This is a genomic window from Rhizobium aouanii (genome assembly GCF_037002925.1).
Taxonomy (GTDB): domain Bacteria; phylum Pseudomonadota; class Alphaproteobacteria; order Rhizobiales; family Rhizobiaceae; genus Rhizobium; species Rhizobium aouanii.
Genome location: NZ_JBAMYD010000011.1, coordinates 76,162 through 101,590, shown reverse-complemented (window position 1 = coordinate 101,590; position 25,429 = coordinate 76,162). Strand labels below are relative to the sequence as shown.

The following is a 25,429-nucleotide window of genomic DNA, read 5'->3' as shown; positions in this document are numbered from 1 at the left end:
GAATGCAACACATTCGTTTTGCTGGATTCCGGGCCATTTCTCGCCTTGCAGTCCAGAAAACCGCTCCTTATATACGCCGCATCACCGCAATCACGATTGCGTAATCTTAAGTAGACCCATCCCGTAAGGGGCTGTCAGGGAAATGCCTTCTCGGGGTTCCCACAGCTTGCTTCAAGGAGAGAATGACATGGCAAAAGTAATTGGTATCGACCTCGGAACGACGAATTCCTGCGTCGCAGTCATGGACGGCAAGGACGCGAAGGTCATCGAGAACGCGGAAGGTGCGCGTACGACCCCTTCCATGGTGGCATTTTCCGATGATGGCGAACGCCTCGTCGGCCAGCCGGCCAAGCGCCAGGCAGTCACCAACCCGACGAATACGCTCTTTGCAGTCAAGCGCCTGATCGGCCGCCGCTACGAAGATCCGACCGTCGAGAAGGACAAGCATCTCGTTCCCTTCACCATCGTCAAGGGCGACAATGGCGACGCCTGGGTCGAAGCCAATGGCAAGGGCTACTCTCCCGCACAGATTTCCGCGATGATCCTTCAGAAGATGAAGGAAACTGCCGAATCCTATCTCGGCGAGAAGGTCGAGAAGGCCGTCATCACCGTTCCCGCCTACTTCAACGACGCGCAGCGCCAAGCAACCAAGGATGCCGGCCGCATCGCCGGTCTTGAAGTCCTGCGCATCATCAACGAGCCGACTGCTGCAGCGCTGGCCTACGGTCTCGACAAGAAAGAAGGCAAGACGATTGCCGTCTACGACCTTGGCGGCGGCACCTTCGATATTTCGATCCTCGAGATCGGCGACGGCGTCTTCGAAGTGAAGTCCACCAACGGCGATACTTTCCTCGGCGGTGAAGACTTCGACATGCGTCTCGTCGAATATCTCGTTGCCGAGTTCAAGAGGGACAACGGCATCGACCTGAAGAACGACAAGCTTGCCCTGCAACGCCTCAAGGAAGCTGCGGAAAAGGCCAAGATCGAGCTGTCGTCCTCGCAGCAGACCGAAATCAACCTGCCGTTCATCACGGCCGACGCCTCCGGCCCGAAGCATCTGACGCTGAAGCTGACCCGCGCCAAGCTCGAAAGCTTGGTCGACGATCTCGTCCAGCGCACGATCGCGCCGTGCAAGGCAGCGCTCAAGGATGCCGGCGTCACCGCTGCCGAAATCGACGAAGTGGTTCTCGTCGGCGGCATGAGCCGCATGCCGAAGGTGCAGGAAGTCGTCAAGCAGCTGTTCGGCAAGGAGCCGCACAAGGGCGTCAACCCGGATGAAGTGGTGGCGCTTGGCGCCGCCATCCAGGCCGGCGTTCTGCAGGGCGACGTCAAGGACGTCCTGCTCCTCGACGTGACGCCGCTGTCGCTCGGCATCGAGACGCTCGGCGGTGTCTTCACCCGCCTGATCGAACGCAACACGACGATTCCGACTAAGAAGAGCCAGACGTTTTCGACCGCCGAAGACAACCAGCAGGCCGTGACCATCCGCGTTTCGCAGGGCGAGCGTGAAATGGCTGCCGACAACAAGCTGCTCGGCCAGTTCGACCTCGTCGGTCTGCCGCCGTCGCCGCGCGGCATGCCGCAGATCGAAGTCACCTTCGACATCGACGCCAACGGCATCGTGCAGGTTTCGGCCAAGGACAAGGGCACCGGCAAGGAACAGCAGATCCGCATCCAGGCGTCCGGCGGTCTTTCCGACGCCGACATCGAGAAGATGGTAAAGGATGCCGAAGCCCATGCCACCGAGGACAAGAAGCGCCGCGAGGCCGTCGAAGCCCGGAACCAGGCCGAAAGCCTGATCCATTCCACGGAAAAGTCGCTGAAGGATTATGGCGACAAGGTTTCCGAGGCCGACCGCACCGCGATCTCGGATGCGATCGCCGCACTGAAGACGGCGTCGGAAGCATCCGAGCCCGATGCCGACGACATCAAGGCCAAGACCCAGACGCTGATGGAAGTGTCGATGAAGCTCGGCCAGGCGATCTATGAAGCACAGCAGGCCGAAGGCGGCACTGCCGGTGATGCGTCTGCGGAAAGCGGCGACAATGTCGTCGATGCCGACTACGAGGAAATCAAGGACGACGACCGCAAGAAGTCCGCGTAATCCGCGACGGCGTGGTTATGCTTCAACATCTGATCCGGCTGCTCACCATGGCAGCCGGAAATCCATTTCCGGGGTTTAATCCTTAATGGCAAAAGCGGACTTTTACGAAACTCTGGGTGTAGCCAAGTCGGCGGACGAGAAAGAGCTGAAGAGCGCCTTTCGCAAACTGGCGATGAAATACCATCCGGACAAGAACCCGGATGACAAGGACGCCGAACGGAAGTTCAAGGAAATCAACGAAGCCTACGAGATGCTCAAGGACCCGCAGAAGCGGGCGGCCTATGACCGGTATGGTCATGCGGCCTTCGAGCATGGCGGCATGGGCGGCGGTGGCGGCGGATTTGCCGGCGGCGGTTTCTCCGACATTTTCGAGGATATCTTCGGCGAGATGATGGGTGGAGGGCGCGCGCGCCAGCGCTCGTCGGGCGGCCGCGAACGTGGCGCCGATCTTCGCTACAACATGGAAATAACGCTGGAAGAGTCTTTCTCCGGCAAGACGGCGCAGATCCGCGTGCCGACGTCGATCACCTGCGACGTCTGTTCGGGTTCAGGCGCCAAGCCCGGCACGCAGCCGAAGAACTGCGGCACCTGCCAGGGAACGGGGCGCGTGCGCGCGGCACAGGGCTTCTTCTCGATCGAACGGACCTGCCCGACCTGCCACGGCCGCGGCCAGATCATTCCCGATCCGTGCCCGAAGTGCCACGGCCAGGGCCGGGTGACGGAAGAGCGCTCGCTCTCGGTCAATATTCCCGCCGGCATCGAGGACGGCACCCGCATCCGACTGCAGGGCGAAGGCGAGGCCGGTGCCCGCGGCGGACCGGCAGGCGACCTCTATATCTTCCTGTCCGTCAAACCGCATGAATTCTACCAGCGCGACGGAGCCGATCTCTATTGCGCCGTTCCGATCTCGATGACGACGGCCGCGCTCGGCGGCACCTTCGACGTGGCGACGCTCGACGGCACCAAGTCGCGCGTCACCGTGCCCGAGGGCACCCAGGTCGGCAAACAGTTCCGCCTCAAGGGCAAAGGCATGCCGGTGCTGCGTTCGGTGCAGACGGGCGACCTCTACATCCAGATCCAGATCGAGACGCCGCAAAAGCTTACCAAGCGCCAGCGCGAACTGCTTCAGGAATTCGAGCAGCTTTCCTCCAAGGAGAACAATCCCGAATCGACGGGCTTCTTTGCCCGAATGAAGGAATTCTTCGAAGGCTGAGCCGCGATCGACATGCCCATTACAAAAGCCGAGGACGGAAACGTCTCCGGCTTTTTTGTTCCAAGAATCCTAGAGCGGTTCAGCTTTTCACGGAAACGCAGAATCACTCTAACTTTTGTTTTTACGCGATTCCGGACGGAAAACCGCTTCGCACTTTTCCTGGAATTGCTCTAAAGCGCGTCGCGATCTTTCAGATTCGCTCCTTGCGCTTTAAGTCTTTGTTTTTACGCATGTCGTTATCGCAAAACCGCTTCACACTTTTGCGCGACATGCCTCAATTTGCGACATTTGCCGTCCATGCCGGCGAATCTGTCCCGGATCGATACGGCGGCGGACGGGACAATGACTTGCGTTAACGCAGCCAGATGATGCCGCTTGCAAGTTTTCCAAATGAATTCAGTCTCTCCGTCAGTGCATGACCCCGAGAAACGGAATCGATTTTCGGGGTCATGCGCCCAATCAAAGTGATAGAGCGTCCTTAGCGCGGCGCTCTAGCGAGGGACAACCAAAGCAAGGGTATCGACCATGGCGCCAGCCTTTTCCTCTCAGTCCGAAGACGTCGACGTTCTCGCCGGCGCCATCTACACATGGTGCGCCGAGCGCAACATCAAGCTTCGCAGCCAGCAAGGCCTTTCCATCGCCAGTATCGCGATCGACCTCTATCATGCCGGCCACAAGACGCAGGACGATCTGCTGATGGCGCTGCACGAATGCGAGATTCACTGAAGCGCGAGCATCGAACCTCAATCAGGCGGTCTGCTTTCGGTCTTTGTGCTGATGCACGTCATCCCCCAATATTGCTGCACACCCGCATGTGTCCGGAATCATCCAGACCTTGAATATGTCGTGCTTTTCCGTGCGAACCGTGATCCCTGCTGCAGTGGAATCAGGCGGCGGTTTCGGCTGCTTCGCCCGTCATGAGGGTGACGATGGTCTTGACCGCTTCCTTGCCTGCCGGTGAGTTCAGCTTGTCGTAGCTCAGCGCAAGCGCATAGGCGTCGGGGCTGAGTTCGACACGGCCACCGAATGGCGACATGCCGGCGCCCTCGAAGAGAGCAGAGATCTCGACGTCGAGAAAAACCGCGATCTGATGCAGCTTGCTGGCGGAAACGCGGTTCGCCCCCTTTTCGTATTTCTGGATTTGCTGGAAAGTCAGTCCGAGTGCTTCGCCAAGCTCGAGCTGAGAAACACGGCGAAGGGCGCGAAACTGTCTGACGTTGCGACCGACGATAATATCAACCGGATCTGGCACTTCATCAACTCTCTTATACATAAACGGTCCGTTTACCATATCGTTTGCACCGGATAACTCAACCCTGCAGTTGCAAAATTCAACCAACTTTTTTTGGGCTTTACGTTACGTCAGCAGCCTTAGAGGAATGGCGGCAAACCTTGAATATCCGGCGCTGGAAGACATTGGCAATGACTGTCGACGGGATCGGTTTGGCGATGTCAGGCCATCTCGGATGGTTGTATTTTTAACCGAATTTCGAAGCGCCGTGGCTGCCATTCCATCGGGAGGATGTCGGACACAAGGACTTCGGTCACGGGATCATCCGGAATATATGTCCTGCGTGGCGCCAGCCGCCGCGTCCTGACGTCCGCCAGCAGCGGCGGTACCGATCCACTGCCAAAAAGCTGCCAGCCTTGCCATCAGCGCCGCTTCGGCTTAGCTGTCACGCTTTACGATTCCGGACATTCGATGCCGCACAAGGTTTCTCTTTCCCGTCTGAAGCTGACAGACTTCCGCAACTATGCGGCGGCGGCCCTTACCCTTGATGGTCGGCATGCCGTGCTGACGGGAGACAACGGTGCCGGCAAGACCAATCTCATGGAGGCAGTCTCGCTGCTTTCGCCCGGCCGCGGTCTGCGCCGCGCGGCTTATGGCGACATTACCCGGGTCGGCGCGGCCGGCGGCTTTTCGATCTTCGCCGCGCTCGACGGCATGGAGGGCGACGTCGAGATCGGCACCGGCATTGAAACGAACGAGGAGACCATCGCCCGCAGGCTGCGCATCAATGGCACGACGGCAAAGACTGCCGACGAACTGACCGATCACCTGCGCCTTCTCTGGCTGACACCGGCGATGGACGGCCTCTTTACCGGCGCCTCTTCCGACCGGCGCCGCTTTCTCGACCGGCTGGTGCTGTCGCTCGATCCCGCCCATGGCCGCCGCGCCAGCGATTTCGAGCGCGCCATGCGCAGCCGCAACAAATTGCTGGACGAAGGCCGCTTCGACCCTTCCTGGCTTGCCGGCATCGAGGAGCAGATGGCAAGCCTCGGCATCGCCATGGCGCTCGCCCGGCAGGAGATGCTCGGCCTGCTGACCCGGCTGATCGAGGAAACCCGCGAAACGTCGCCCTTCCCTTCGGCATCGCTGCAGCTCTCGGGCTTCATGGACGGCCAGTTCTCGCGCCCCTCGGTCGACCTTGAGGACGACTACGCGGCGATGCTGGCGGAGAGCCGCTACCGCGATGCCGGCGCAGGGCGCACGCTTGAGGGGCCGCACCGGGCCGATCTCATCGTGCATCACCGCGAAAAGGCGATGGAGGCGGAGCGTTGCTCCACCGGCGAGCAGAAAGCGCTGCTTGTCGGCCTGGTGCTTGCGCATGCCCGGCTCGTCGGCAATCTCACCGGCCATGCGCCGATCCTGCTGCTCGACGAGATCGCGGCCCACCTCGACGAGGGCCGCCGCGCCGCGTTATTCGACCTTATCGACGGGCTCGGCGGTCAGGCCTTCATGACTGGAACGGATCGCGCGATGTTTTCATCACTCGGCGAAAGGGCGCAATTTTTCACCGTGGCCGACGGAAGGGTGTTCGAATGACGGAGGCGGCTTTTCCCGGCGTCGGGCGTCATGATAACATCGGCGCCATGGAACCGCTCAGCCCGGAAGAAATCGCGCGCTATCACCGCCACATCCTGCTGCCCGAGATCGGCGGCGCCGGCCAGCAGAAACTGAAAGCCGCCCGCGTGCTGGTGATCGGCGCCGGTGGCCTCGGTGCGCCGGTCCTGCAATATCTGGCCGCAGCCGGCGTCGGCACGCTCGGTATCGTCGACGACGACCGGGTGTCGCTGTCGAACCTGCAGCGCCAGGTGATCCATGATTCCGGCACAATCGGCGAATTGAAGACGGAGAGCGCTGCTTTCGCCATCGCCAGGCTCAATCCGCATGTCCGACTGATCCGCTTCGAGGAACGCTTCTCCCCGGAGGCTGCCCGCCGTCAGCTTTCGGGATTCGATCTGCTGATCGATGGCTCCGACAATTTCGACACCCGCTATGCCGCCGCCGATGCGGCTGATGAAGCGCGCATTCCGCTCGTCGCCGGCGCCGTCGGGCGCTTCGACGGCTCGCTGACTGTTCTCAAGCCCTATGAATCGGCTGAGGACGGAACACCCAATCCTGGATATCGCGACCTGTTTCCGGAAGCGCCGCCGGCCGGATTGATTCCCGCATGCGCCGAGGCCGGCATCATCGGCGCGCTGACCGGCGTCATCGGCACGATGATGGCGATGGAGGCGATCAAACTCGTCACCGGCACCGGCGAACCGCTGGTCGGACGGTTGCTGCTCTATGACGCGCTCTCGGCCCGCTTCGACACCATCCGCTACAAACGACGCCGTACAACACAGAGACAGGCGGGATGAGGATTGTTCCGCTTGATCAGACTTTCACGCGCTGGGATGAACTGCTGGCGCTGATCCTTTCCGCCTTCGCCGCCATGAACGGCAGGATCGACCCGCCATCTTCGGCGCTCAAGCTGACGACCGCATCGCTGGCCGAAAAGGCCGGGACCGAGATCGGCCATGTCGCCATCGACGGCGAAAAACTGATCGGCTGTCTCTTCCTGCGGCCGGAGGCCGATTGTCTCTATGTCGGCAAGCTCGCCGTTCTGCCTGAGGTGCAGGGCAAGGGCCTCGGCAAACGGCTGCTGACAACAGCCGAGGAGACCGCTGCGGCGCTCGGCCTTCCCGCCTTGCGTCTGGAAACGCGGATCGAACTCACCGACAATCACGCCGTCTTTGCCGCCTGCGGATTTTCCAGAACCGCCGAAAAGGCCCATCCCGGCTTTGCCAGGACGACGTTCATCGAGATGCGCAAGGTTCTTGCGTCTTGATGCGCGTCGCCTGAATCCAGCTCGACGCGCCCTTCAACGACCCGGCAGTACCCGATTCGGAGGTCTATGGCCGTCGATGAAGGTTCGGATATTGATGATGACCTTGTCGCCCATGTCGATCCGGCCTTCGATCGTCGCCGAACTCATATGCGGCAGCAGCACGACTTTGCCCTCATTGGCGAGCTTGATGAGCCTCGGATTGACGGCAGGCTCGTTTTCGAAGACGTCGAGGCCGGCGCCGGCGATCCGGCCCTCCCTCAGGCATTTGATCAGCGCTGCTTCATCGACCACGTCGCCGCGCGCGGTGTTGACGAGATAGGCTGTGGGCTGCAGTAGCGCCAGACGACGAGCCGAGATCAGGTGGAAGGTCGCCGGCGTCGACGGACAATTGACCGAAACGATATCGACGCGGGCAAGCATCTGGTCGAGGCTTTCCCAATAGGTCGCCTCCAGTTCATCCTCGACGGCCGGATTGACGCGCTTGCGGTTGTGGTAGTGGATCGACAGGCCGAAAGCCTTGGCGCGGCGGGCCACCGCCGTGCCGATGCGGCCCATGCCGACGATGCCGATCCGCTTGCCGTGGATGCGCCGGCCGAGCATCCAGGTCGGAGACCAGCCTGCCCATTCGCCGGGCTTGTCGGTCAGCACGCGCGCACCTTCGCCGAGCCTTCTCGGAACAGCGAGAATCAGCGCCATGGTCATATCGGCGGTGTCCTCGGTCAGGACGTTCGGCGTGTTGGTGACGGTGATGCCCTTGCGCGCCGCCGCCTCGACGTCGATGTGATCGGTGCCGTTGGAGAAGCTCGCAATCAGCTTCATCTGCGGTCCCGCCTGTTCGATCAGCGCCGCGTCGATGCGATCGGTGACAGTCGGCACCAGAACGTCGGCGGCCTTGACCGCGGCGATCAGCTCGGGAACGGAGCGCGGCGCGTCGTCGATGTTCAGCTCGGCGTCGAAGAGCTCGCGCATGCGGGTTTCGACGGCATCCGGCAGCTTGCGGGTGATGTAGACCTTCGGTTTTTTCTTCGCTGTCATGGCTGCCTGTGGTGCCTTGTTCAGAGGTCTTTAACCAAGAGGGGTGATAATTTTCCCATTCCGGGCATTTTCTACCAGACCCGCACGCGAAGACAAACAAAACTCGTGGTGCAGCCGGGGAATGTCAGAGCCCGGAGCGCGAGCAGGCCGGGCCTGCCCGCGAATTCGAGCAAACGGAAACTTCCATGCGCAGCAAAGTCCTGAAGTCCTGCCTCGCCCTTGCCATCGCTCTGGCTGCGTCCATTGGAACCGTCGAGTTCGCCCATGCGCAGGCGGCCAAGGGGCCAAGCGGACTGCCATTGCCGCGTTTCGTCACGCTGAAATCCAAGCGCGTCAACCTGCGCATCGGTCCGGGAACAGATTACGCCGTGTCGTGGATGTACCTGAAATCCGGCCTACCGGTGGAAATCATCCAAGAATACGACAATTGGCGTCGCATCCGCGATGCCGACGGCACCGAAGGCTGGGTCAACCAGTCGCTGCTATCAGGCCAACGCGCGGCGATCGCCGCTCCGTGGATGAAGACCAAGGGCAAAGGCATTTATGTCAATCTGCGCCGCGAGGCGCAGCCCTCCGCCTCGATCGTCGCGAAGCTCGAACCCGGCGTGATGCTGACGATCGGCGAATGCAACGGCGACTGGTGCCGCGCCGAATCCGACGGCGCCTCGGGCTGGGTGGCGCAGTCGGAAATCTGGGGCGCCTATCCCGGCGAAGCCTTCAAATAAGCCCTGCCCGTTTGGCGGCCTCGGAAAGCGAGGTCATCGGGCGCGGGCCGATCTGCTGGATGACGATTCCGGCAGCCAGGCAACCGAGCTTGCCGCAATCCTCGAGAGAGCGTCCCTGCGTGTAGCCATAGAGGAAGCCGGAGGCGAAAAGATCGCCGGCACCTGTCGTATCGACCACTTCCCTGATCCTGATCGCATCGACGTAAAAACGCTCGCGGCCCTTCAGGATGACGGCGCCATCCTCGCTCATCGTCACGGCGGCGATCTTGCAATCGGCGGCGATCCTGTTCAGCGCCTCCTCGAAATCATCGGTCTCGTAGAGCGACAGCGCTTCCTGGCGATTGGCGAAGACGATATCAACCTTGCCGGAGCGCATCAGATCGAGGAATTCGCCGCGATACCGGTCGACGCAGAAGCTGTCGGACAGCGTCATCGACATTTCGCGGCCGTTTTCATGGGCGATGCGGGCACAATCGAGGATCGCTTCCTTGGCGCGTGGCGGATCCCAGAGATAACCTTCGAAATAGGTAACCTTGGCGTCGGCCACGACGTCGGTCTCGACGTCTTCCGGGCCGAGCTCGACGCAAGCGCCGAGATAGGTGTTCATGGAACGCTCGCCGTCCTCGGTGACGAAGATCATCGAGCGCGCCGTCGGCGGAAAGGTGCCCTTCGGCCGGGTCTGGTAGTGGACGCCCTGGGCGCGGATGTCGTGCGCGAAGATGTCACCGAGCTGATCTTGGGCGACATTGCCGAAATAGGCAGCCTTGCCGCCGAGGCTCGCCACGCCCGCCGCCGTGTTGCCGGCGCTGCCGCCGGAGGCTTCGAGCGCCGGTCCCATGCGCGAATACAAGAGTTCGGCGCGTTCGGCATCGATGAGGTTCATCGCCGCCTTGGTGATCTGGTTGTCAATGAGGAACTGGTCGTCGCAACGGGCAATGATGTCCACGATTGCGTTGCCGACTGTCAGAACATCGAATCTTGTCATGAAATGGGGGGTCCCGGAGTTTGTGATAGCCGGGGTTTGGTCTTAGCGAAATTTCGGCGGTTTGGAAGGATAAATGGTGGATGGCCTCTCTATTTCTTCGCAAAAGTGCCGCCTATTCGTCATGTCCCTGTCATTTTCAATATCTAGAAATACTCGCAAGAAGACCGGCATGAGCAGCTTTCAGTTGCAGCCGGGCGCACGAGGGATGACCCCTTCGATCTTACCGGCGCGATGCTGACCACGGATGAACTGGCAGCTTCGTGATCCGGGTTTCCGGCAAGACCGGAGCGGAAAAGCGGGCTATGCCCGCTTTTTTTGTTTTGCCGATGTGCTTGATTGGACGGCGATTGCCTTTTCAAACCAAGCAGTTTGCTGCTAGACGTCGAATACTCCCCCCGCGCAGAGCAGCCTCCCCTATGTCAGCCATCATTTTCGACGTCCTTCCCGTCTTCATTCTGATTCTCATCGGCTGGGTGATCGTGCGCAGCGGATTGATGGCGTCGAATGTCGGCGAAGCGCTCAGCGAATTCGTCTTCAAGATCGCCGTGCCGCTTCTGCTCTTTCGCACCATCGCCGAAGCGGATTTTCATGGCGCCTCGCCCTTCCGCCTCTGGATCGTCTATTTTTCCGGCGTCGCCATCACCTGGACGGCCGGCCATATCGCCGCCACCCGCCTCTTCGGCCGCGACGAACGGATCGGCGTGCTGGCCGGCGTTTCCTCGGCTTTCGCCAACAATATCTTCATCGGTCTGCCGCTGGTCGAGCGGACCGTCGGCGACGAAGGGCTGGTGGCGCTGTCGATCCTGCTTGCCGTGCATCTGCCCGTCATGATGGTCGCCGGCACGGTGCTGATGGAGCATGCCGAGCGCAAGATCGCTGGCAAAAGCGATCGCAGCATGGTGCTCGTGCTTCGCCAGATCGCAGTCAACCTCGTGCGCAACCCGCTGGTGATCGGGCTTGCGGCCGGCATGGCCATGCACCTTTCCGGTCTCACCATGCCGACAACGCTGGCAACGGTCGTCGGGCAGATCGCCGGCATTGCCGGCCCGGCGGCGCTGATATCGCTCGGCATGGCGCTGGAAAGATACGGCGTCTCCGGCAATCTCGGCATCGCCAGCGTTACCTCGAGCCTGAAGCTGCTGCTCCTGCCCGGCTGCGTCTGGGCGGCGAGCCATCTGCTCGATCTCAGCAGCGAATGGACGGCAGCGATCGTGCTGACCTCCTCCGTCCCGACAGGTGTCAACGCCTGGCTGATTGCCAATCGCTTCGGCGTCGGTCACAGCCTTGCCGCCTCAACGATCACGGTGACGACGGCGCTCGGCGCCATCACGGTCTCGCTCTGGGCCTATTTCCTCGGCGCCTGAGCTGATATCCGCACAAGAAAAGCCCGGCTTACGGGCCGGGCTTCGATGTCTTGCGATTGTCTGGCGTGCTACTGCGTCGCGGCGTTCGGATCCGGCAGCGGCACCGGCGAATCGGCAAGCGTGTGCAGGTAGAGGATGACGTTGGCGCGGTCCTGATCCTTCGCCAGACCGGCGAAGCCCATGGCGGTGCCTGGAATGTCCTTCTTCGGCGCCAGCAGGAACTTGTTGAGATTTTCGAAGGTCCACTTCTCGCTGCCGCCTTTGGAGAAATCCTTCATGGCAGCGGAATAGGCGAAGCCTTCATGCGAGGCGATCGGGCGATCAACGGCACCAAAGAGGTTGGGACCGACCTTATTCGGTCCCCCTTTGGTGGCGTCGTGACAAGCCTGACACTTCTTGAAGACCACTTCGCCGGCCTTGGCATCTGCAGAAGCGAGCAATTGCGCGATCGGAACGGCAACGGCAGGCGCAGCCTCACCGCCAGCAGCAGGCGCCTCTTCGGCAACGATCGCGAAACCTTCCTTTTCCGGTGCTTCGGAATGGAAGATCCCCTCGGACGCGATGGAGACAGACATCAGAACGAAAATCGTTCCGAGCAGCGCCCCAACAGCCGTATTGACGTATGAATTCATCTGCAATGCTCCCCTTGCAGCCGGCAGACCATAAACCGGACCATCTTGAAATCGCGCGGAACCTATGTCTTTTGGGTGATCGTTGCAACTGTCTAAATGGTCTTGTGCGTGAGACTTTTTGACACTTTTCAGCCCGGAATAGAAGGCCCGAACCATGAGTGATTCAAATTTAGACGGCGTGCTCGTATTGATCCCGGCGCGCATGGCCTCCACCCGGCTTCCGGGCAAGCCGCTGGCCGATATTTGCGGTCTGCCGATGATCGTCCAGGTGGCGATGCGCGCCAGGGAGGCCGCCATTGGCCGCGTCGTCGTCGCTGTCGACGACGCAAGGGTGTTCGATGCCGTGGCCGCCGCCGGCTTCGAAGTCGTCATGACTCGTGCAGACCATCAATCGGGTTCCGATCGGATCTTTGAGGCGCTGACGAAAGTCGATCCGGACGGAAAAGCGAAAATCATCGTCAACGTCCAGGGCGATCTGCCGACGATCGATCCGGAAACGGTGCGCGCGGCGTTGCGCCCGCTCGAGAACGAGGCGGTCGATATCGGTACGCTGACGACCGAAATCGACAATGAGGAAGACAAGACCGCGCCGCACATCGTCAAGATCGTCGGCTCGCCGATTTTAGCCAACCGGCTGCACGCACTCTACTTCACCCGCGCAACCGCCCCTTACGGCCAGGGGCCGCTCTACCATCATATCGGCCTTTATGCCTATCGCCGCGCAGCGCTCGAACGCTTCGTCTCGCTCGGCCTCTCGACGCTCGAAAAGCGCGAATCGCTGGAGCAGCTGCGGGCGCTGGAAGCTGGTATGCGCATCGACGCGGAGATCGTTGACACGGTTCCACTCGGTGTCGATACTCCCGCCGACCTCGAAAGAGCGCGGCGCATCCTCTCCGCAAAGCCGAACTGACGGAATCATCATGAACATCAAGACCAACAGGATCGCCTTCCAGGGCGAATTCGGCGCCAATTCCGACATGGCCAGCCGCGATATGTTTCCAACCATGGAGCCGCTTCCCTGCCAGACCTTCGAGGATGCCTTTACGGCGGTCGACAACGGCGACGCCGATATCGGGATGATCCCGATCGAGAACACGATCGCCGGGCGCGTCGCCGATATCCACCATCTGCTGCCGGAGTCGCGGCTGCACATCATCGGCGAATATTTCATGCCGATCCGCTTCCAACTGATGGTGCTGCCCGGTGTTACCAAGGACGAGATCCGCACGGTGCACAGCCATATCCACGCGCTCGGCCAGTGCCGCAAGATCGTTCGCGCCAATGGCTGGAAGCCGGTGATCGCCGGCGATACGGCGGGGGCGGCGAAACTCGTGCAGGAAACCGGCGACCGCTCGATGGCCGCCTTGGCGCCACGCCTTGCCGCCGATCTCTACGGGCTCGAGATCATCGCCGAAAATGTCGAAGATACGGAAAACAACGTCACACGCTTCGTCGTCCTGTCCCGCGACGAGGAATGGGCGCAACGGAATTCGGCGGAAGAAAAGGTCGTCACCACCTTCGTCTTCAACGTCCGCAACATTCCGGCCGCGCTCTACAAGGCGCTCGGCGGTTTTGCCACCAACAACATCAACATGACGAAGCTCGAAAGCTACCAGCTCGGCGGTAAATTCGTGGCGACGCAGTTTTACGCCGATATCGAAGGCCATCCGAACGACCCGAACGTGCGCCGGGCGTTGGAGGAACTGCGGTTCTTTTCCGAGAAAGTCCGCATCCTCGGCGTTTACAAGGGGCATGCGATGCGAGGCCTGCTTTAGAACAGGATGAAGTCATCCTGTTCTAAATTAAATAGTTAGAGCATGATGTTGTCCGAAAACCGCTGACACTTTTCGGCATCATGCTCCAAGGCAAGCCCCGCAAGTCGCCTGAATTATTTATCCGGTTCACAGACACGCAGCCGATGCCCATCCGGGTCGAGCACGACGAAGGTCGGGCCGAAATCCAGTTCGGTCAGTTCCTGGGCGATCGGCAGGCCGCGCTGGCGCCAGTCCTCATAATGCCTGGCGACGGCATTTTCTCCTTCGACCATGAAGGCCACTTCGCCGCGATTGCCGATGGCGGAGGGCTGCGGCTCGACCTTGCTGCGCCGCCAGAGGCCGAGCGTGAAGCCGCCCTCAAGCGGAAAAGCGACGAAATTCGGCGCTTCCACCGCCGGTTCGCGGTTCAGCAGATTCCGGTAGAAGCTGGCGCTTTCAGCCGGGTCCTTGACGTAAAGAATGATGAGATTGGGGCTGGTCATTTCGGTTCTCCCGTTGTTTACGAATTGCGCCGCGAGAGATCTCGTCTGCTGACAATGAATGGCAGCAGACTACCGAGGGCGTTGCGATCGCAACGCCCTCTTCTCGTCCGGGTGGAATGTTAATAAGGATTGGGGTGGCCTAGAGCGGGAAACGGTCCTCGCAATGCGGGTCGCGTCCATCAATGAAGCCGAGGTCGCGCTTCAGGTAGTCCGGGGTTGTTTCAAGGTCGAGGCTGGTGCGGTTTCCCCTGCGAAAGCGGAAAACACCCATAACCAGGTGCAGCAGGCCGGAGCGCGCTGACTGGTGGACATCGGCAAAAGTCTCGGCCGAAATGACATCGGCAAAGGACTCGGCCGCAAAACGGTCGTTGGTGAAATGAATGGCTGGAGGCGTTACCATGATCAGTACTCCTTCCTGGTGGATTGAGACTGATAATAACTCCATCTGCTGACAGTTTATGGCAGCAGCGTTCAGTTCTCCATCTGCACGTCCTGCGTCTCGCGCCATTCCTTGAGGAGCACCGTGCGGCGGCGCGGATAACGCACTTCGTGCAACGCCATATCGATGATGCGATCGGTGCGGAAATGGCGGAAATCCTGGCGCAGTTCGCACCAGGCCATGAGGACGCGCACATGCTCGTAATAGCCGAGCCCGAAAGGCCAGACGCGGCGGCGCGAGATACGGCCCTGCTCGTCGCCATAATGCAGTTCGAGGATACGCTCCAGGCGGATCGCCCTGCGGATGGCCGAAACGTCAGCCTTGTCCTCGTCCCTGCGTTTGGGACCGACGAAAAGTGCTGCCGAATCGATCATCTCGCGCATATCGGCCGGCAGCACGGCGGCAATCTTGGCCAGTGCATCGGCGCCGGCGCCGGCAAGGCGTGGCTCGGCGGCGCGGGCCACCCAGCGCGAGCCGAGCACCAATGCCTCCAGCTCTTCTTCGGAAAACATCATCGGCGGCAGCATGAAGCCGGGCTTCAGCACATAACCGATGCCGGCTTCGCCTTCGATCATCGCGCCCTGGGCCTGCAGGCTGGCAATATCGCGATAGAGCGTGCGCAGACTGACCCCGGTCTCTTGTGCCAGCACCGTGCCGGTCACCGGCCGCCGGTAACGCCGGAGCGTCTGGAGCAGCGTCAACAGCCGTTCCGAGCGGGCGACCGGCATGGCGCTATCGCTTCCACTCCACCCAGTCGCGCATCAGGCGGTGGGCGATCGCCCCTTTCGGCGGAGAGGCCTTGCCTGTCGCGCTCGGGCGTTCCAGCATCTCGATCGTTTCCTCGCGGGTGAACCAGCGGCAATCCTCCAGCTCGGTCTCGTCGCGGCTGATTTCGGTGGATTTCGCCTCGGCGTAACAGCCGATCATCAGTGAATGCGGCATCGGCCAGGGCTGCGAGGCGTGATATCGGATGCGGCCGGTGCGGATGCCCGATTCCTCCAGCGTTTCGCGGCGCACGGCGTTCTCGATGGTCTCGCCGGGTTCGAGGAAGCCGGCAAGACAGGAATACATGCCGGGCGCGAAATGCGGGCTGCGCCCGAGCAGGCAGAGGTCGCGCTGCTCGTCGACCGTCAGCATGATGACGACAGGATCGGTGCGGGGGAAGATCACGTGTTCGCAGGCTGCGCAGACGCGCTTGTAGCCGCCGATGTGGATCTCCATCGCCGAGCCGCAGCGGCCGCAGAAGCGGTTGTCGCCATTCCAGCGGATGAGGCTTGCGGCCTGGGCGAATTCACCGAGCAACACCTCGTCGATCAGCATTTCGCGAAACAGCGTGCGGCCGTCGGCAGGCTTGTAGTGGCTGGTGAGGTCGTCGACGTCGATGCGGACGGGAACGGCAAGGCGCGGCTCGCCGGTCTTGCGGAAGCCGAGAAGTATGGTCTCGTTCCAGTTCGGCTGCAATTCCTGCAGCTCGTAGCGGGCAAAGAGCGGATCGAGCACCTGGCCGTCATGCTTCAGCACCAGCTTATCTGCCGCGAAGGCGAAGATATGGGTGCCTTCCTTGGCCAGCGCCTTTTCGACGGATTGTTCGTCGCGATGCTCGGAATCGCGGTTGAGATCGTTGGCGGCAAAGGCCGTGAGATTGCTGGGTTCCGGATGAGGCACATCCGAATCGAAAAGCGAATGACTCATGATGACAGGGCTTCCCGCAGCTTCGCTGTAAATTCGTCTCTCTTTCCGTCTTCGTAGGGCTCCGCGCGCCCGAAGCCCCAGACGGGACCCGGCCAGTTGGCATCGCCTTCGAAGCGGGCAATGACATGAACATGAAGCTGGCGGACGATGTTGCCAAGAGCCCCGACATTGATTTTTGTCGCGCCGGTGATCTTCTTCAGCGCCTTGGCGACCAGCTCCGTCTCGAAGGCAAGCAGCACCTGGTCGAGCGGCGTCAGCTCGAAGATTTCGGTTATATCAACCCGGCGAGGCACGAGAATAAGCCAGGGCCAGCGCGCGTCCTTCGACAATCTCAGATCGCAGAGGCCAGTGACCATGATGCTGACGCTGTCATTTTCCAGCCTGGGGTCGAGCACGAAACCGTTCAAAGGGCATTCCTCCTGTCTTTTCCTAGGACTAGAGCCTTTCCCGGTCAGATTGCAACATTCTGTTGGCTCAAACGGAGTCGGATGGTCGACCGGCCGGCGCGCGTCGTAGCCAAGCTCTACGGCCAAGCCGGCCGGTCGATCAGCCGGCCCGTTTCAGCCAACCCGAAGGGCCGGGCATCTTTCCGCCAGGACAGAGGCGATCGGCTCGGACGTACCAAGCGGTATGCCCTTCGCTAATCGCCTCTGCCCTGACGAAAATCTGCTCCGGCAGAATGCTGCAATCTGATCGGGAAAGGCTCTAGCAGTTTTTTTGCATGTTGGCTTGCTTTTGATGACGATATTGCCGATATGTGCATCCGGGAGGTTGGTGGTGGACGAGCCACTCGCCAACCGGGTCAGGTCCGGAAGGAAGCAGCCCTAACGAGCCCGGCACGGGTCATCGTGCCAGCCTCCCACCTTCTCTCCACGAAGTGCCCGACAGTCCGGGCGACAAGCAGGGCGATGAGCGACACCGAGCGACAATCAAAAGATGCCGCCTCGACGGGCACCGGATACCGAGTGCTGGCCCGCAAATACCGCCCCAAGGATTTCACGGACCTGATGGTCGGCCAGGAGCCGATGGTCCGCACCCTCACCAACGCCTTCGAGACCGGCCGCATCGCGCAAGCCTACATGTTGACCGGCGTGCGCGGCGTCGGCAAGACGACGACGGCGCGCATCCTGGCGCGGGCGCTGAACTACAAGACATCAGAGATCGACAAGCCGACGATCGACCTTCGCACGCCGGGCGAGCACTGCCAGGCGATCATGGAAGGCCGGCATGTCGACGTGATCGAGATGGATGCCGCCTCCCATACCGGGATCGACGATATCCGCGAGATTATCGAGCAGGTGCGCTACCGGCCGGTTTCGGCGCGCTACAAGGTCTATATCATCGACGAAGTGCACATGCTGTCGACGCAGGCCTTCAACGGCCTGTTGAAAACGCTGGAAGAGCCGCCGGAGCATGTGAAGTTCATCTTCGCCACCACCGAGATCCGCAAGGTGCCGATCACCGTGCTGTCGCGCTGCCAGCGCTTCGACCTGCGCCGCATCAGCGCCTCCGATCTCGTCGGGCTGTTCACGACGATCGCGGCCAAGGAAGGCATCGACGCGGAAGCCGACGCGCTGGCGATGATCGCGCGTGCGGCCGAAGGCTCGGCGCGCGACGGCCTGTCGCTGCTCGACCAGGCGATCGCCCATGGCGCGGGCGTCGTGCAGGCGGAAGCTGTGCGCAGCATGCTCGGCCTTGCCGATCGCGCCCGGATCGTCGATCTCTTCCAGCATATCGTCAAAGGCGATGTGGCCGCCGCTCTCGGCGAGTTCCAGAACCAGTACGAAGCCGGCGCCAATCCGGTGGTAGTGCTGACCGATCTTGCCGATTTCACCCATCTGGTGACGCGGCTGAAATATGTGCCGGATGCAGCAAACGATCCTTCGCTCAGCGAGGTCGAGCGCACCAAGGCGGCGGAATTTGGGAAGAGCGTTGCAGTGACCACGCTGTCGCGCATCTGGCAGATGCTGCTCAAAGGCATTCCGGAAACGGAAGGCTCGTCGCGGACGGCAGGGGCGGCCGAAATGGTGCTGATCCGGCTTGCGCATGCCGCGCATCTGCCGGCGCCCGAGGACGCGGCGCGGCGGCTGGCGGAATTTTCCGGCGACAATGCCGGGACACGGCCCTCCTCTCCGCCGTCCGGCAATGGCGGCGGCAACGGTACACGGGTTCCTTATCAAAGCAGTGTCGCGGCGCGTGCAGCAGAAACCGCGCCGAGCCAGCCGCCCTCTTCCGCGCCGGTGGCGATGCTGCGTGCCGTGCCGAGCAGCCAACCAGAGACGATGCCTGTCGGGCGGATCGAGCCAAAACCGGCGGAGGCACCGAAGCCGCTCGTCCCGGTCAATTCGGTCAACGATATCGTCAACCTCGCCACCGAGAAACGCGATCCGAAGCTGAAGGCGATGGTGCGCACCTTCCTGCGCCCGGTCCGGATCGAAGCCGGCCGGCTCGACGTCAGCCTGGCTCCCGGTGCGCCGACGACGCTGCTCAACGAGCTTGCCGTCAAGCTGAAGGAATGGACCGGCATCCATTGGATCGTCAGCCTCAGCCGCGACGAGGGCCAGCCGACGCTTGTCGAAGCGGAGGCCAGGACGCGGGAACAGCATGTGATCGACGCGCGCCAGGACCCTGACGTGGCCGCAATCCTTGCACATTTTCCCGGTGCCAAGATCATCGACGTACGCGTACGGGCGCCCGAACCGGAGGAGGAAGGCGAGGCGACGCCGCCGGCCGCCGCCGAATCCGAGGAAGGTGACATCCTGCCGGGCGACGACATAGAATTCTGAGGTTTCAAGAAGGAGCAAGACGATGCGCGACATCATGGGCATGATGGGCAAAGTCAAGGAAATGCAGGCCAAGATGGAGCAGATGCAGGCGGAGATCGCCGAGCTCACGGCCGAAGGCAAAGCGGGCGGCGGTCTCGTCGCCGTGGTCATCACGGGCAAGGGCGACCTGAAGAGCCTGAAGATCGATCCGTCGCTGTTCAAGGAAGACGATGTCGAGATCCTCGAGGACCTGATCGTCGCCGCCCACAAGGACGCCAAGGACAAGGCCGAGGCGCTGGCCGCCGAAAAGACCAAGGCCCTGACGGCAGGCCTGCCGATCCCGCCGGGCTTCAAGCTGCCATTCTGAGCAATCGTCGCGTATACCCCGGGACGGTCAATACTCGGCTTGCAACAAGGCTCTCAGCTTGTAGTGGATCGGTGCGGCGAGATATCGCGATCGGTCCGCCTCTGACAGACGGCGGCCGAACGTTTTTATCAGCTCCGGCATCGTGACTTTCTCTCCCGCAAAGGGTCGATGATCAACAGGCATCCCAGCCTCGGCTACGCCACCTTGGATGACGCGGCAGTAGATGCCGGGACGAGCAGCGGCCGTATAGCGTTTGACGAATTTCGGATCGGCCATCCTGGCGGCGAAGGTGGCGCAGGGGATGCGACATGCGGTGACTTCGAGGATGATCTCGCCTAATGTGAACCGGTCTCCGACGCAGACGTCGCGATTGTCGAGGCCTGAGATCACCATGTTTTCGCCGAAAGTGCCGGGCTCATAAGGCCCGCCGAGCTCCCTGCCCCACCAGTCGAGCGTCAGTGATCCCTCGACATAGACCGCCTGATCGACGCCGCCATGGTGTTTGCGGTTGCAGATCGCATCGCCGACCAGACCTTCGGCGTCGATCATCACCGCGCCGTTGACGGCGTGTTTGAAGATACCGGTCTTGTAGCTCTTGCCCGGCAGTCTTTCCGGATTGCCGGTGCACAGGGCCAGGATTTTCATGGGATGGCCGATCCTTCCGCGATTCCGTTTTCGTTCCATATCAGTTAAGAACGGCGCATGGCAAAACGAGTCACCGGACCCGAAATCGAAAAACTCATCCAGCTTCTGGCGAAGGTGCCGGGCCTCGGGCCGCGCTCGGCGCGCCGGGCGGCACTGCATCTGATCAAGAAAAAGGACCAGCTGCTCGGCCCGCTGTCGAATGCAATGGGCGAGGCCTATGACAAGGTGAAGATCTGCTCGCGCTGCGGCAATGTCGATACGGTCGACCCCTGCATTGTCTGCACCGACGTCCAACGCGATCAATCCGTCATCATCGTCGTCGAGGACGTATCGGATCTCTGGGCGCTGGAGCGGGCAGGTGCGATGAACGCCGCCTATCATGTGCTCGGCGGCACGCTGTCGCCGCTCGACGGGGTCGGTCCTGACGATCTCAACATTCGCGGCCTGATCGACCGGCTCGGCGAAGGCGGCATCCGGGAACTGATCATCGCGGTCAATGCCACGGTCGAGGGACAAACGACGGCGCACTACATCACCGATCAGTTGCAGGGGCTCGACGTGAAGATCACGCGGCTGGCGCATGGCGTACCCGTCGGCGGCGAGCTCGACTATCTCGACGAGGGCACGCTTGCGGCCGCACTTCGGGCGCGGACTGTGATATGAGGGGTTTGCATATGCCGGAAGATACCCCCCTCTGCCCTGCCGGGCATCTCCCCCACAAGGGGGGAGATCACAAGTGGCTTTGGTTTCCCGCTTCATTCTCGGTTTGCCGCGCGGAAACGTCGATTGTCGCCGGAAACGTCGGCGCCCAGCCAATCTCCCCACCTGTGGGGGAGATGCCCGGCAGGGCAGAGGGGGGTGTTCCGCGGCGGCTGCGGATATTCGCACTCGCTTTAACGGCAGCCCTCCTCCCCCTGCCCGCCCTCGCGGCCCCTTCAAAAGCCGATGTCGAGGTGCAGTTCGAAAAATGGGTGCAGGCCGACCTCTGGCCGGAGGCGAAGGCGAACGGCATTTCGGAGAAGGTCTTTCAAGCCGCTTTCTCCGGGATCACGCTGAACTGGAACCTGCCCGACCTCGCCCCGCCGGGTTTTCCGCCGCCGAAGGAGCAGAAGCAGACGCAGGCCGAGTTTTCCTCGCCCGCTCCCTATTTCAACGAAGACCAGCTGAAGAAGCTTGCCGCGACGGGACGCGGCTTTGCCGCCCAATACGGCTCGACGCTGAAGCGGATCGAAGAGACCTATGGCGTGCCGGGCTCGATCGTACTGGCCATCTGGGGCCGGGAGACCGGCTTCGGTGCGGCAAAGATCCCGAATTCGGCGGTCGAGGTGCTGGCGACCAAAGCCTTCATGTCGACGCGCAAGGAGATGTTCCGCACCGAGCTGATGGCCGCACTCCATATTCTCGACGGCGGCGACGTCACACCTGCCAACTTCAAGGGTTCGTGGGCGGGCGCACTCGGCCAGCCGCAATTCATGCCGACCAGCTATCTGAAATATGCCGTGGATTTCGATGGCGACGGTCACCGCAATATCTGGACCTCGGTTCCCGATACGCTCGCCTCGATCGCCAATTACCTGGTCAAGAAAGGCTGGCAGCGCGACCGCGACTGGGGATTCGAGGTGTCGATACCGGAGGCGGTCTCCTGCGCGCAGGAGGGACCCGATCTGGCAAAGCCGCTGTCGCACTGGGCCTCGCTCGGCATCGACCGCATCTCCGGCAAGGGCTTTCCCGCCGGCGAAATGAAGGCCGAGGGCATGATGCTGGTTCCGGCCGGCCGAGACGGACCGGAATTCATCGTCACGCCGAATTTCTACATCATCAAGGAATACAATAATTCCGATCTCTACGCGCTCTATATCGGCAATCTTGCCGACCGGATCGCCTATAATGGCGGCGCCTTCCAGGGCAGATGGGGCGATGTCGGCAAGATGCTGCGCTCGGATGTCGCCGCCATGCAGAAGGCGCTGGAACGGCAGGGCTATGATGTCGGCGGTTCCGACGGTCTGCCGGGCTACAAGACCCGGCGTTCGATCGGCCAGTGGCAAGCAAAGAACGGCATGAAGCCGACATGTTTTCCCGAGGCGACGATGAAGGGCAAGCTGAAGTAATCGGCTTTATAGAGTGCGCTTCAAACCTTCATGGCTGGCAACGAAACCGAGCCTCTCATAGAAGCGGATCGCATCCCCTCGCGCCTTGTCCGATGTCAGCTGCACCAAGCCGCAGCCGCGCTCGGCGCACTGAGCAATCGCCCATTCGATGAATTGCGCGCCGAGGCCCGAGCCGCGAAGGTCCCTTGCCACACGCACGCTTTCGATCTGGCCGCGCCACATGCCCGTCCTCGAGAGGCCGGGAAGAAAGCTCAGTTGCAGGCAGCCGACGACCTGGTCGGCCGCGTCGGTCGCGACAGCCAACAGCTGGTTGGCATCCGCCTCGATCGCGGCGAAGGCCGAGAGATAACGTGCATCGACGTGATCGGAGACGATTTCTCTGGCGCCGCCGAGATCGTCATCGCCAAGAAGCCGGACGATGGCGGCAAGATCGGATAGGCGGGCGAGCCTGAAATTATGCATTGACTGTTCTCAATGATGCAGATCGATCGGCGCTTTGTGGAAGACATCGTCACCTGGCGCAATGGCCTGGCGCTCGATCATGCGGTGAACATGAGGCGGGCCTTCGCCGCGATGGAGCGCGCGCAGCCTGTCGATATTTTCGGCATCGGCCTGCGTGCGCCGCTGGTTGTGTCTTATATATTCGACCCATGTCGGCGTATGATAGGTCTCCGTCCACAGCCCCGGATTTTCAAGATCGCGCATCAGCGCCCAATTGCGGGCGCCGTCGCGGATGCGAATGCGGCGGCGCTCGCCCATCAGCGCCATGAATTCCGCAAGGTCGTCGTCGGCAATCTCGTAATCGACCTGGATGACGATCGGACCGCTGCGCGGCGTGATGTCGAGGCTGAGCGCCGGCGCTGTGAAGCGGTTCAGCGGATCGAGGTTGAGCGAGGCGAAGGCCGGCATCGAAAAACGCAGGCCGATCGCGATGCCGAGCAGCATGACGGCGGATGACATCAGCAGCGCATTCGCGACGCCGTAGCGGTCGGCGGCAACGCCCCACAGCCAGCTGCCGCCGGCAATGCCGCCGAAGGTGACGGTCTGGTAGAGCGACAGCGCCCGGCCGACCACCCAGCGCGGCGTCGAAAGCTGGACGATGGTGTTGAACAGCGATAGTGCAGAGACCCAGCAGGCGCCGGAGACGAGCAGCCCCGCAGAGGTGAGGACGGCGCTCGGGCTCACGGCGGCGATGACGGCGCTCAATGCGAAGCCGGCAAAGGAGAGGCGGATGATCATCTCGCTGGACAGCACCTGGCGAAGCCTGGCGTTCAGCACCGCACCGCCGATCGCGCCGATGCCGAAAGCGCCGAGCATGAAACCATAGGTCAGCGGGCCGCCGGCAACGAGATCGAGGGCGACGATCGGCAGCAGCGCCAGGATCGAGCTGGCGCCGATGCCGAAGAGCAGTCCCCTGACAAGAACCTTTTCAAGATTGGGCGACATCGAGACATAACGCAGGCCGGCAAAGATGGCGCTGCCGAGCGCCTCCCGCGGCAGGGTCGAGACGGGCGCGGCTGGCCGCCAACGCAGCAGGGCATAGATCAAGGCGAGGTAACTCAGCGTATTCACCGCGAAGGCCGCAGCCGCGCCTGCGGCCGCGACGATGACGCCGCCGATCGCCGGGCCGACGCTGCGGGTGATGTTGAAACCCATGCTGTTCAGCGTGACCGCGGCCGGCAGATCGGCGCGCGGCACCATATCGCCGACCGATGCCTGCCAGGAGGGATTGTTGAGTGCGGTGCCGCAGCCGATCAGGAAGGTGAAGAAGAGCAGCAGCCAGGGCGTGATCCAGCCGAGCAGGGCTGAGGCCGTCAGCAGGCCTGAGACGGTGAGCATCAGGCACTGCGCCGTCAGCATGACCCTGCGCCGGTCATAATTGTCGGCAAGCGCACCCGATATCAGCGAAAACAGCATGATCGGCAGCGCCGTCGAGGTCTGCACCAGCGCCACCATGTCCTCCGAAGCGGTAATCGTCGTCATCATCCAGGCGGCGCCGACCGCTTGGATCAGGCCGCCGAAATTCGAAGAAAGGCTCGCAAACCAGATGGTGCGGTAGGTATCGTGCCGCAAAGGCGCCAATGTCGACGAAGTGTAGGCCACGATTTCTCCCGCTTTTGTTATTGCGCGCCAACGGCAATATATGCGCAAGACCGGCGCCGGCCATAGGCCTCATCATGTCGCCGGAAGCGAATTGGCCGAATCGGTCGCAGACCTTGCAATTTCGGAAAAACCCGACTATATGCCTCTCAAATTCTTGATCGCTTGATGAAGAGTGGGCCGCAAGGACCCGCTCTTTTTTATTAGCGCGATCGCCGAAAAAGCATGAAATTGCGAGGAGCGCACCGCTTGTCGGATCTGACAAACGCAGACAATGAACGTGAGCCGCGGCTGATTACCGAAACCGGGCTCGACCAGCGTCTTGCCGATATCATCGAACCCGTTCTCGTCGACCTGGGCTTCCGCCTTATCCGCGTCCGCATGATGAACCAGAACGGTGCGACGATGCAGGTCATGGCCGAACGCAACGACGGCACGATGACGGTTCAGGATTGCGAAGAAGTCTCGATGGCGATTTCTCCCGTCCTCGATGTGGAAGATCCGGTCGATAAAGAGTATCATCTGGAAGTGTCGTCGCCCGGCATCGACCGTCCGATGGTGCGGAAATCCGATTTCGTCCGTTGGCAGGGCCACCTTGTGAAATGCGAGACGTCGATCTTGATCGACAATCGCAAGCGCTTCCGCGGCAAGATCGTCGAAGCAGGCACAGATGGTTTCACGCTCGAGCGTGACCAGGTCGCCTATGGGGAAGAGCAGAAGGTCACTATTCCCTTCACGGCGCTTAGCGATGCGAAGCTCATTCTGACCGACGACCTGATCCGCGACGCGTTGCGCGCCGACAAGCTGGCGAAAGCCCAGGCCGCCAACCAGAACGAAGCGGACGACGAAGAATAACCGATCAACAGACCGCTCCAGGGAC

Annotated in this window: 27 protein-coding genes and 1 other RNA gene; 16 read left to right on the top strand and 12 right to left on the bottom strand. The window is 61.7% G+C overall.

What is annotated here, in order from left to right:
• Positions 1–187: 187 nt before the first annotated feature.
• From dnaK to V8P77_RS19925, 3 genes are all read left to right on the top strand, one after another.
• Positions 188–2,104: a molecular chaperone DnaK gene (gene dnaK / locus V8P77_RS19935; RefSeq protein WP_335913916.1), complete on the top strand. Its 1,917-nt coding sequence runs from the start codon at positions 188–190 to the stop codon at positions 2,102–2,104.
• 85 nt (positions 2,105–2,189) lie between these two features.
• Positions 2,190–3,317 carry a molecular chaperone DnaJ gene (gene dnaJ, locus V8P77_RS19930; RefSeq protein ID WP_011649969.1) on the top strand — a complete coding sequence of 376 codons (1,128 nt, stop codon included), beginning with the start codon at positions 2,190–2,192 and terminating at the stop codon, positions 3,315–3,317.
• Positions 3,318–3,842: 525 nt separating this feature from the next.
• On the top strand, positions 3,843–4,043 hold the full coding sequence (locus V8P77_RS19925; RefSeq protein WP_335913915.1) for a hypothetical protein: 201 nt from the start codon (positions 3,843–3,845) through the stop codon (positions 4,041–4,043).
• Between the two features lie 160 nt (positions 4,044–4,203).
• Here the strand turns inward: V8P77_RS19925 and V8P77_RS19920 are convergent, their stop codons facing one another.
• A complete protein-coding gene (locus V8P77_RS19920; protein ID WP_168304640.1) occupies positions 4,204–4,569 on the bottom strand; it encodes a helix-turn-helix domain-containing protein in 366 nt (121 codons plus the stop codon).
• A gap of 450 nt (positions 4,570–5,019) precedes the next feature.
• Here V8P77_RS19920 and recF point away from each other — a divergent pair, with 450 nt between their 5' ends.
• The 3 genes from recF to V8P77_RS19905 are packed head-to-tail and all read left to right on the top strand — an operon-like array spanning position 5,020 to position 7,435.
• Positions 5,020–6,144 carry a DNA replication/repair protein RecF gene (recF, locus tag V8P77_RS19915; protein WP_335913914.1) on the top strand — a complete coding sequence of 375 codons (1,125 nt, stop codon included), beginning with the start codon at positions 5,020–5,022 and terminating at the stop codon, positions 6,142–6,144.
• Positions 6,141–6,965 carry a molybdopterin-synthase adenylyltransferase MoeB gene (locus V8P77_RS19910; RefSeq protein ID WP_335913913.1) on the top strand — a complete coding sequence of 275 codons (825 nt, stop codon included), beginning with the start codon at positions 6,141–6,143 and terminating at the stop codon, positions 6,963–6,965. The genes recF and V8P77_RS19910 overlap by 4 nt, the downstream gene beginning before the upstream one ends.
• Entirely contained in the window at positions 6,962–7,435 is a 474-nt protein-coding gene (locus tag V8P77_RS19905) for a GNAT family N-acetyltransferase (protein WP_335913912.1), read from the top strand. Before V8P77_RS19910 ends, V8P77_RS19905 begins: the two co-directional genes overlap by 4 nt.
• Positions 7,436–7,468: 33 nt before the next feature.
• Here the strand turns inward: V8P77_RS19905 and V8P77_RS19900 are convergent, their stop codons facing one another.
• Positions 7,469–8,470, bottom strand: a complete 1,002-nt coding sequence (locus V8P77_RS19900; protein ID WP_335913911.1) for a 2-hydroxyacid dehydrogenase — start codon at positions 8,468–8,470, stop codon at positions 7,469–7,471.
• Between the two features lie 185 nt (positions 8,471–8,655).
• Here V8P77_RS19900 and V8P77_RS19895 point away from each other — a divergent pair, with 185 nt between their 5' ends.
• Positions 8,656–9,195: an SH3 domain-containing protein gene (locus V8P77_RS19895; RefSeq protein ID WP_335913910.1), complete on the top strand. Its 540-nt coding sequence runs from the start codon at positions 8,656–8,658 to the stop codon at positions 9,193–9,195.
• Here V8P77_RS19895 and V8P77_RS19890 read toward each other — a convergent pair.
• Positions 9,188–10,180 carry an adenosine kinase gene (locus V8P77_RS19890; protein ID WP_003544362.1) on the bottom strand — a complete coding sequence of 331 codons (993 nt, stop codon included), beginning with the start codon at positions 10,178–10,180 and terminating at the stop codon, positions 9,188–9,190. The two genes, V8P77_RS19895 and V8P77_RS19890, sit on opposite strands and share 8 nt — an antisense overlap.
• A 416-nt stretch (positions 10,181–10,596) precedes the next feature.
• Here V8P77_RS19890 and V8P77_RS19885 point away from each other — a divergent pair, with 416 nt between their 5' ends.
• The gene (locus V8P77_RS19885; RefSeq protein ID WP_335913909.1) at positions 10,597–11,544 is read left to right on the top strand and encodes an AEC family transporter; all 948 of its coding nucleotides are present in this window, start codon (positions 10,597–10,599) and stop codon (positions 11,542–11,544) included.
• A gap of 68 nt (positions 11,545–11,612) precedes the next feature.
• Here V8P77_RS19885 and V8P77_RS19880 read toward each other — a convergent pair whose 3' ends face one another.
• Positions 11,613–12,176: a c-type cytochrome gene (locus V8P77_RS19880; RefSeq protein ID WP_222270124.1), complete on the bottom strand. Its 564-nt coding sequence runs from the start codon at positions 12,174–12,176 to the stop codon at positions 11,613–11,615.
• Positions 12,177–12,330: 154 nt separating this feature from the next.
• On the opposite strand from V8P77_RS19880, the gene V8P77_RS19875 reads away from it, so the two are divergent.
• Together V8P77_RS19875 and V8P77_RS19870 are read left to right on the top strand one after the other, a co-directional pair.
• A complete protein-coding gene (locus V8P77_RS19875) occupies positions 12,331–13,086 on the top strand; it encodes a 3-deoxy-manno-octulosonate cytidylyltransferase (protein ID WP_335913908.1) in 756 nt (251 codons plus the stop codon).
• A 10-nt stretch (positions 13,087–13,096) separates the two neighbouring features.
• Entirely contained in the window at positions 13,097–13,951 is an 855-nt protein-coding gene (locus tag V8P77_RS19870; protein ID WP_003544355.1) for a prephenate dehydratase, read from the top strand.
• Positions 13,952–14,064: 113 nt separating this feature from the next.
• Here V8P77_RS19870 and V8P77_RS19865 read toward each other — a convergent pair whose 3' ends face one another.
• The 5 genes from V8P77_RS19865 to V8P77_RS19845 form a co-directional block, all read right to left on the bottom strand.
• Positions 14,065–14,433: a VOC family protein gene (locus V8P77_RS19865; RefSeq protein WP_017962745.1), complete on the bottom strand. Its 369-nt coding sequence runs from the start codon at positions 14,431–14,433 to the stop codon at positions 14,065–14,067.
• A gap of 139 nt (positions 14,434–14,572) precedes the next feature.
• Positions 14,573–14,833 carry a hypothetical protein gene (locus tag V8P77_RS19860; RefSeq protein WP_335913907.1) on the bottom strand — a complete coding sequence of 87 codons (261 nt, stop codon included), beginning with the start codon at positions 14,831–14,833 and terminating at the stop codon, positions 14,573–14,575.
• A 71-nt stretch (positions 14,834–14,904) separates the two neighbouring features.
• A complete protein-coding gene (locus tag V8P77_RS19855) occupies positions 14,905–15,600 on the bottom strand; it encodes a helix-turn-helix transcriptional regulator (protein ID WP_077977152.1) in 696 nt (231 codons plus the stop codon).
• A 4-nt stretch (positions 15,601–15,604) separates the two neighbouring features.
• Complete coding sequence (gene nudC, locus V8P77_RS19850; RefSeq protein WP_335913906.1) at positions 15,605–16,564, bottom strand: NAD(+) diphosphatase; 960 nt, start codon at positions 16,562–16,564, stop codon at positions 15,605–15,607.
• Complete coding sequence (locus tag V8P77_RS19845; protein ID WP_335913905.1) at positions 16,561–16,971, bottom strand: HIT domain-containing protein; 411 nt, start codon at positions 16,969–16,971, stop codon at positions 16,561–16,563. Before V8P77_RS19845 ends, nudC begins: the two co-directional genes overlap by 4 nt.
• A 359-nt stretch (positions 16,972–17,330) precedes the next feature.
• On the opposite strand from V8P77_RS19845, the gene ffs reads away from it, so the two are divergent.
• From ffs to V8P77_RS19830, 3 genes are all read left to right on the top strand, one after another.
• An RNA gene (ffs, locus tag V8P77_RS19840) (signal recognition particle sRNA small type) lies at positions 17,331–17,427 on the top strand.
• Between the two features lie 45 nt (positions 17,428–17,472).
• Entirely contained in the window at positions 17,473–19,350 is a 1,878-nt protein-coding gene (locus tag V8P77_RS19835; RefSeq protein WP_335913904.1) for a DNA polymerase III subunit gamma/tau, read from the top strand.
• 22 nt (positions 19,351–19,372) lie between these two features.
• Entirely contained in the window at positions 19,373–19,696 is a 324-nt protein-coding gene (locus tag V8P77_RS19830; RefSeq protein WP_017966464.1) for a YbaB/EbfC family nucleoid-associated protein, read from the top strand.
• Between the two features lie 27 nt (positions 19,697–19,723).
• Here the strand turns inward: V8P77_RS19830 and V8P77_RS19825 are convergent, their stop codons facing one another.
• On the bottom strand, positions 19,724–20,341 hold the full coding sequence (locus V8P77_RS19825) for an MOSC domain-containing protein (protein WP_335913903.1): 618 nt from the start codon (positions 20,339–20,341) through the stop codon (positions 19,724–19,726).
• Positions 20,342–20,398: 57 nt separating this feature from the next.
• Between V8P77_RS19825 and recR the strand changes: the two genes are divergently transcribed.
• Together recR and V8P77_RS19815 are read left to right on the top strand one after the other, a co-directional pair.
• Complete coding sequence (gene recR / locus V8P77_RS19820) at positions 20,399–21,004, top strand: recombination mediator RecR (protein WP_335913902.1); 606 nt, start codon at positions 20,399–20,401, stop codon at positions 21,002–21,004.
• A 173-nt stretch (positions 21,005–21,177) separates the two neighbouring features.
• Entirely contained in the window at positions 21,178–22,449 is a 1,272-nt protein-coding gene (locus tag V8P77_RS19815) for a lytic murein transglycosylase (protein ID WP_335913901.1), read from the top strand.
• 6 nt (positions 22,450–22,455) lie between these two features.
• Here V8P77_RS19815 and V8P77_RS19810 read toward each other — a convergent pair whose 3' ends face one another.
• The gene (locus V8P77_RS19810; protein WP_335913900.1) at positions 22,456–22,911 is read right to left on the bottom strand and encodes a GNAT family N-acetyltransferase; all 456 of its coding nucleotides are present in this window, start codon (positions 22,909–22,911) and stop codon (positions 22,456–22,458) included.
• A gap of 9 nt (positions 22,912–22,920) precedes the next feature.
• Positions 22,921–24,600, bottom strand: coding sequence for an MFS transporter (locus tag V8P77_RS19805; protein ID WP_335913899.1), 1,680 nt, complete (start codon positions 24,598–24,600; stop codon positions 22,921–22,923).
• Between the two features lie 198 nt (positions 24,601–24,798).
• Here V8P77_RS19805 and rimP point away from each other — a divergent pair, with 198 nt between their 5' ends.
• On the top strand, positions 24,799–25,404 hold the full coding sequence (gene rimP, locus V8P77_RS19800; RefSeq protein WP_020052336.1) for a ribosome maturation factor RimP: 606 nt from the start codon (positions 24,799–24,801) through the stop codon (positions 25,402–25,404).
• The last annotated feature ends 25 nt before the right edge of the window (positions 25,405–25,429 follow it).